The 6,835-nt window shown below is 35.4% G+C and carries 6 protein-coding genes and 2 pseudogenes; 7 read left to right on the plus strand and 1 reads right to left on the minus strand.

All coding sequences use genetic code 11. The features are described 5' to 3' along the window. From CI949_RS14665 to ahpC, 6 genes are all read left to right on the plus strand, one after another. Positions 1-391, plus strand: a 391-nt coding sequence (locus CI949_RS14665; RefSeq protein WP_290767637.1) for a VOC family protein, incomplete at its 5' end; no start/stop codon positions are given. Between the two features lie 167 nt (positions 392-558). Further along, positions 559-1,740 carry a hypothetical protein gene (locus CI949_RS14670; RefSeq protein ID WP_290767639.1) on the plus strand — a complete coding sequence of 394 codons (1,182 nt, stop codon included), beginning with the start codon at positions 559-561 and terminating at the stop codon, positions 1,738-1,740. 75 nt (positions 1,741-1,815) lie between these two features. Next, entirely contained in the window at positions 1,816-3,054 is a 1,239-nt protein-coding gene (locus CI949_RS14675; protein ID WP_073160060.1) for a M20 family metallo-hydrolase, read from the plus strand. Then, a complete protein-coding gene (locus CI949_RS14680; RefSeq protein WP_073160062.1) occupies positions 3,051-4,238 on the plus strand; it encodes a M20 family metallopeptidase in 1,188 nt (395 codons plus the stop codon). The genes CI949_RS14675 and CI949_RS14680 overlap by 4 nt, the downstream gene beginning before the upstream one ends. A 2-nt stretch (positions 4,239-4,240) precedes the next feature. Further along, positions 4,241-5,407 (plus strand): M20 family metallopeptidase, encoded by a 1,167-nt coding sequence (locus CI949_RS14685; RefSeq protein WP_073160064.1) that lies wholly within the window; start codon positions 4,241-4,243, stop codon positions 5,405-5,407. Between the two features lie 199 nt (positions 5,408-5,606). Next, positions 5,607-6,170: an alkyl hydroperoxide reductase subunit C gene (gene ahpC / locus CI949_RS14690; RefSeq protein WP_073160066.1), complete on the plus strand. Its 564-nt coding sequence runs from the start codon at positions 5,607-5,609 to the stop codon at positions 6,168-6,170. A gap of 219 nt (positions 6,171-6,389) precedes the next feature. Here the strand turns inward: ahpC and CI949_RS14695 are convergent. After that, a pseudogene (locus tag CI949_RS14695) lies at positions 6,390-6,473 on the minus strand (transposase); the annotation flags it as partial. Between the two features lie 69 nt (positions 6,474-6,542). On the opposite strand from CI949_RS14695, the pseudogene CI949_RS14700 reads away from it, so the two are divergent. Beyond that, positions 6,543-6,835, plus strand: a pseudogene (locus CI949_RS14700) (RNA-guided endonuclease TnpB family protein); the annotation flags it as partial.

Genomic DNA, 6,835 nt, shown 5'->3' on the forward strand with positions numbered 1-6,835 from the left:
GCTTAAAAAAGGAGTTGGTAATTTGAGTTTTTTATGGACCACGATAAAAGTTAAGAATTTAAAAGAATCAGTTGAATTTTATCGAGATATAGTTGGTTTAGAGGTTCAGAGGCAGTTTGAGGCTGGCCCGGAAACTGAGATAGCATTTTTAGCGGCTGCAGATGGTCAAACAGCTGTTGAGCTGATTGATGATCAAAACCAGAATGAAATAGAGCTTGGAGCAGATATTTCTCTGGGATTTGAAGTTGATTCGCTTGTGGAAAAAATGAAATTTGTTGAAGAAAAGAACATAGCAATTCAGAGTGGACCGATTTCTCCAAATCCAAATATTGAGTTTTTCTTTGTCTTAGATCCAAATGGTCTTAGAATTCAATTTGTAGAAAATAAATAATTTTTTATCTGCTGGTACCTGCCAGCAGTTTTTTATTAACTTTGATTTTTGAAAGTTGAGATCATCATTTGGCTTAGTTAACTAATTTGTCATAATTATTGCCAGAAAAGATAAATTTTGTTATAATCAGTATCAAATTAGAATTTAGTAGTCTAGGAGGAGAAATTATGGAATTGAATGTAACACAAGCTTTTAGTATCGTTTTATTAATTTTGGCAGTTGGTGAGTTGGTATCGATGAAAACCAAAGCGATGATACCCTCGGTCTTTGTTTCAGCAGTATTGTTTATAATTGGTTTTTGGACTATCTTACCAGGTGATGTTGTAGCTCAGAGTTCCTTTGCTAAACCTGTAGTATATTTATCAATGTATTTACTTTTAACCCATATGGGAACTTTGATGAGTTTAAAAGAGCTTTTATCCCAGTGGAAAACAGTTGTTATTGCTCTTGGGGGTATAGTAGGAATAATTATTTTAACTCTAACTATTGGTAATCTTCTATTTGGTTGGGAAAATGTTGTAGCAGCAACTCCACCCCTTACAGGAGGAGTCGTAGCTTCCATTTTAATGTCAACTGCAGCTGCAGAAAGAGGTTTAACTTCAATAGCAGTTTTAGCTACAGCAATGTATGTTATTCAAGGTTTTTTTGGTTATCCAATAACATCTTTTTTACTTAAAAAAGAGGCGAATCGCCTTGCTGATAAAGTAAGGAACGGAGAAATTGAAATAAATAAATCTGAGGCCAGTGAAGTTAAAGAAGAAGAAAGCAGCTTCAGAATAATTCCTCCCCTTCCCGAAAAATATCAGACAACATATGTAATCTTATTTAAGCTTGGAATTGTAGCCGCTTTATCTGTTGCAGCAGCTCCAATTTTACATCTAAATGAATTTGTAGTTTGTATGCTGTTTGGGGTAATTGGTAGAGAAATTGGATTTTTAGAGGAAAAAGCACTGGTTAAATCAGGTTCTTTTGGTTTTCTAATTACCGTTTTGATGGCCTTTATTTTTGCTGGACTTTCTGATGCAACACCAGAAATGTTAACAGAAATTGCAGTTCCTCTATTTGGAATCATTATTCTTGGTATATCAGGGATGGCTTTGGTTTCAGCGTTAATTGGAAAAGCTTTTGGTTATACAAAAGAAATGTCTATTTCTATAGCTATGACAGCACTTTATGGTTTTCCACCTAATTATATTTTAACTATCGAATCTGCTAGAGCCAGTACTAAAAATGATGACGAATATCAATATGCGGTAGATGAAATGCTGCCTAAAATGTTAGTTGGTGGATTTACTACAGTAACTATTGCTTCAGTTATTATCGCAGGTTTCTTTGTCAAGCTGCTTTAATTAACTTGGATAATTTTAAAATTGTTTTTAAAATAATTAATATAAGTATAAATAAGAGAGGAGATAGTAGATAAAATGCTAACAAAAGTAGAGAGAATTAAAAATGATATAGAGAATTTAAGTCAGTTTAATGTAACTCCTGGTCAGGGATTAACTCGTTTTTCGTTGACTGAAGAAGACCGAGGAGCTAGAAATTATTTAAAAAATGAATTGCAGAAACTAAATGTAGATATTTATGAAGACGCTGCTGGTAGTCTGGTTGCTCGAAGAGAAGGGACTGATAAAGAGGCACCTGTTGTAATGATCGGTTCTCACTTTGATTCTGTTAAAAATGGTGGTAATTTTGATGGGCCAGCAGGAGTAATTATGGCTCTTGAAATTCTAAGAGTTATGGATGAAAATGATATAAAAACTAAGTATCCAATAGAATTTGTAGCAATGATTGAAGAAGAAGGTGGCCGCTTTGGTGGTGGAGTTTTTGGCAGCCGCGCCATGACCGGTCAGGTAGATTACCAGGAACTTTTAGATTTTAAAGATGATGACGGAATTTCAATGGCTGAGGCCTTTGAAAAATTTGGTTTTGATCCTAAAAAAATTAAAGAAGCTGAAAGAGATCCCAAAAAACTTAAAGCTTTTATTGAACTCCATATAGAACAGGGACCGGTTTTAGAAAATGAAGCTAAAGATGTTGGGATAGTAGATTTTATAGTTGGTATTAATCAGATTAGAGTTAAAGTAGCAGGTCGTGCAGATCATGCAGGTACGACTCCAATGGATATGCGCAAAGATGCTCTATCATCAGCTGCAGAGGTTATTTCTGAGATTAAAAACTTTGCCCTTGAAGCCGGCTCAGGGACAGTTGCCACGGTTGGAAATCTTGATGTCAAACCCGGAGCTGCCAATATTGTTCCGGCAGAAGTCGAGTTTTCCGTTGATATTAGGTCAAAAGATTTAAATTGTATTAAAAATGTAAGAGCTCAAATTGATCAGGCGCTGTCAGATATTGAAGCAAAATATGCTGTAGATTATTCGGTTAAAGAGATGTTAATGGTTGAACCGGTTGAATTATCAACAGAAATATTCAATATATTTAAGAAAGAATCTAAGAAGCTGGATTTAAATGACAAAGAAATGATAAGTGGAGCCGGCCATGACGCAATGATTATGGCAGCAATTACAGATGTTGGTTTAATCTTTGTTCCCAGCAAAGATGGTAGAAGTCACACTCCAGAAGAGTGGACTGATTATGAAGATTTACAAAAAGGAATTGAACTTGTTTATCATACGGTTTTAAAAGTTGGTGAAGCTGAATGAATAGGGTAAAAGAATTAGCAGAAAAATATTTTGATTATGCGGTATCTATGAGAAGGGAGTTTCACAGACATCCAGAGCCAAGTATGAAAGAGGAAAGAACCTGCAGTCGAATCATAGAAGAACTGGAAAGCTTGGGTTTGAAACCAAAAAAAGCTGCAGGGACCGGTGTTGTTTGTGAAATTAAAGGAACTAAAAAAGTAAAAAGCAGTAAAACCGCTGCCTTAAGAGCGGATATGGATGCTTTAGAACTTGAAGAAAAAAATGAGGTAGACTATAAATCAGAAAATGATGGTTTAATGCACGGCTGCGGCCATGATGGTCATACAGCTAGTTTACTGACAGCAGCTAAAATCTTAAATGATCTAAAAGCTGAATTTGCTGGTACTGTAAAATTGATTTTTCAACCAGGTGAAGAAATAGCTGTTGGAGCAAAAACAATGGTCAAAGAAGGGGTAGTTAAAGATGTGGATGCTATCTTTGGTATTCATATCTGGAATGATCTAGAAAGTGGAAAAATTTCTGTAGAAGCTGGCCCCCGAATGGCTGCTGTAAACCAATTTATTATCAACATTCAGGGAGAAGGCGGTCACGGATCAATGCCGCATCAGGGTGTTGATCCCATAATGGCAGGTGCTGCTGTTGTTATGAATTTACAGACCATTGTCAGCAGAGAGTTTGATCCAATGGAGCCCGCTGTCTTAAGTGTAGATATTTTCAATTCAGGTTCAAAGGGTAATGTTTTACCTGATAGCTCTTATCTAGAAGGTACAACCAGGTGTTTCAGCAGGGAAATCAACCATGATTTTGAAGGAATTATAGCTAGGGTTGCTCAAGAGACTGCTGCCAGCTATCGGGCTGAAGTAGAATTAGAGTATAATAAAATGACCCTCCCTTTAATTAATGACCAGGAAATTTCAGCAACTGCAAAAAAGGCAGCAGCAGAAGTCTCAGGTCAGGGTTCAATAGTTAAATTAGATAAAACAACAGGTGGAGAAGACTTTTCTTTCTTTGCTGCAGAAGTTCCAGCTGCCTTTGCCTTTGTTGGTTCCAGAAACGAAGCGAAAGGTGCTGATGCTCCCCATCATCATCCAGAGTTTAATATTGACGAAGAGGCTTTGAAAACTGCTTCTGGATTATATGCACAATTTGCTTTAGACTTTTTAAATGAAGGGGAGGTTGAGTAACAGTGGATTTCAAAGATATATTGGCAGAACAGGAAGAATATGTTCGAGATTTAAGAAGAGAGTTTCATATGTATCCTGAAACAAGCTGGAATGAAAAAAGAACAGCGAAGAGAATAAAAGAAGAGCTAGAAAAAATCGGAATCAGCTATCAGAAATATGCAGATACAGGTATAGCTGCAGTTATTGAAGGCTCCAAACCTGGGCAAACAGTTGCTCTGAGGGCTGATATGGATGCTTTGGAAGTAGAAGAAAAAGCCGATCTAGAATTCAAATCAAAAAATGAAGGTATTATGCATGCCTGTGGTCATGATGGTCACACAGCTATGCTTCTAGGAGCTGCCAGAGCGCTCTATCAAATTAAAGATGAGCTAGCAGGCAGAGTTAAATTAATTTTCCAACCAGCTGAAGAAATGGTTCAGGGAGCAGCTAAAATGGTGGAAGAAGGAGTATTAGACGATGTTGATGGAATTATGGGAATCCACCTCTGGATCGATCTACCAACAGGTAAAATTAATGTTGAAGCGGGCCCACGCATGGCTTCAGGTGATTATGTGATAGTCGAATTCACAGGTAAAGGTGGACATGGTTCAATGCCTCATCAGGCTGTTGATCCTATAGTTATGGCTTCTTCATTTGTCTTAGATTCGCAGGCGATTTTAAGTAGAGAAATTGATGCTTTAGATCCTGTTGTCTTAACTTTTGGGAAAATGAAGTCAGGGAGTAGATTTAATGTTATTCCAGATAAAGCAGAAATTGTAGGAACTTTAAGGTGTTTTAACGAAAAAACTAGGGTTCAAGCCTCTAAAGCAATTAAACGTTATGCAGAAAAAACTGCTAGAGCATATAGAGGAGAAGCTGAGGTTACTATACAAAAGGGTACTCCTCCGACAATAAATGATCCAAGAGCTGCAGAAATAGGCCAATCTGCTGCAAAAAAAATAGCAGCTGCAGAAGATTTAATAGTTATGGATAAAGTAACAGGGAGTGAAGATATGGCCTATTATTTGAGAGAAGTTCCTGGAGTAATTGCTTTTGTTGGGGCTGGATTTGAAGATGAAGAGCAGAACTATCCTCATCACAATTCAAAATTTAAGATCAATGAAGATAGTTTAAAAATAGGAACGAAGCTCTATTTCAACTTTGCTCTGGAATTTTTAGAGCAGTATTAAGCTTAAAATTTTTAGACTGTAATTATCCCTACTTATTTGCCGCTGAATAGATCAGCGTCTTATAAGTAGGGATTTTTTTATTTCAGCAGCAGAATTTTTCTATTTTCACTTGACAAAAAAATAACGTTATGTAATAATATTAATTGATAACGATTATCAATATTAATAACAAATAAAATTACAATAGGAGGAAAAAATTATGTCACTAGTAGGAAAAGAAGTATTACCATTTAAAGCAGAAGCATATCAAGACGGAAAGTTCTTAGAAGTTACACACGAAGATTTTAAAGGTCAGTGGAGTGTTGTAGTATTTTATCCAGCTGATTTCACATTTGTTTGCCCAACTGAATTAGAAGATTTACAAAGTGAATATGATAACCTAAAGGAGCTGGGAGCAGAAGTTTATTCAGTTTCTACAGATACTCATTTTACTCACAAAGCCTGGCATGATAATTCTAAAACAATAGGACAAATTGAATTCATTATGGTTGGAGATCCTTCCCATACACTTTCAAAAAACTTTAATGTTTTAATTGAAGAAGAAGGTGTAGCAGATAGAGGTACATTTATTATTGATCCAGATGGTGTTGTTCAGGGAGTAGAAATTAATGCAGGCAACTTAGGAAGAGATTCCAGTGCTATTGTTAAAAAAATTAAAGCTGCTCAGTATGTAAGAAACCATCCTGATGAAGTTTGTCCAGCAAAATGGAAAGAAGGAAGTAAGACACTTAAGCCAGGACTTGATTTAGTAGGTAAAATTTAAGGAGCAGCTTAACATAACTGGTGAAAAAGAATTCAAAAACACTTAATTACTTAGTTAATTTTTCTTCAATCCAAAATTTATTTACTATCTTAAACCGTTTATCATTTAAAAGTGATAGGCGGTTTTTGCTTTTTTAAAGGATTGTTCTGATTTATCTAAAACTGCCAAGAAAACTCCATCCAAGCTATGCATTGGGTGGAGATGAATTGGCTATTTACTTTAATTTTCAATATATTTTTTGATTATCTCAATAGTAGCACCACCCGTAGATACAATACAGTAGCTCCTAGACCAAAAATCAAACCTCCATTTTTTCTTTTACATACGAACACATGTATGATATAATTATAGTAGAATGGAGGTGAAAAATCAATGCGGTTATCATTTAAATTTAAGCCTAAATTAAACCATAAGCAGTTAGTGATAATTAGGGAATTAGCCTGGCATTGCTCTAAATTATATAATACAGTTAATTATAAAGTAAAAAATAATAAAGAGCAAAAACCTGTCTATACTCAATTAGAAAAACAGTTTAAAAATAACTGGCATAATGAATACCTTCATTCTCATAATAGGCAGCAGGCATTAAAACAGTTAGCTCAGGACTGGAAAAGTTTTTTTGCTTCTCTCAAAGATTATAATAAGAATCCTCAAAAATATAAAGG

This window comes from Halanaerobium sp. (assembly GCF_003070835.1).

Bases quoted from the DNA above. Each gene is read 5' to 3' on its own strand.
- ahpC (WP_073160066.1), top strand. From the start codon at position 5,607: ATGTCACTAGTAGGAAAAGAAGTATTACCATTTAAAGCAGAAGCATAT.
- CI949_RS14675 (WP_073160060.1), top strand. From the start codon at position 1,816: ATGCTAACAAAAGTAGAGAGAATTAAAAATGATATAGAGAATTTAAGT.
- CI949_RS14670 (WP_290767639.1), top strand. From the start codon at position 559: ATGGAATTGAATGTAACACAAGCTTTTAGTATCGTTTTATTAATTTTG.
- CI949_RS14680 (WP_073160062.1), top strand. From the start codon at position 3,051: ATGAATAGGGTAAAAGAATTAGCAGAAAAATATTTTGATTATGCGGTA.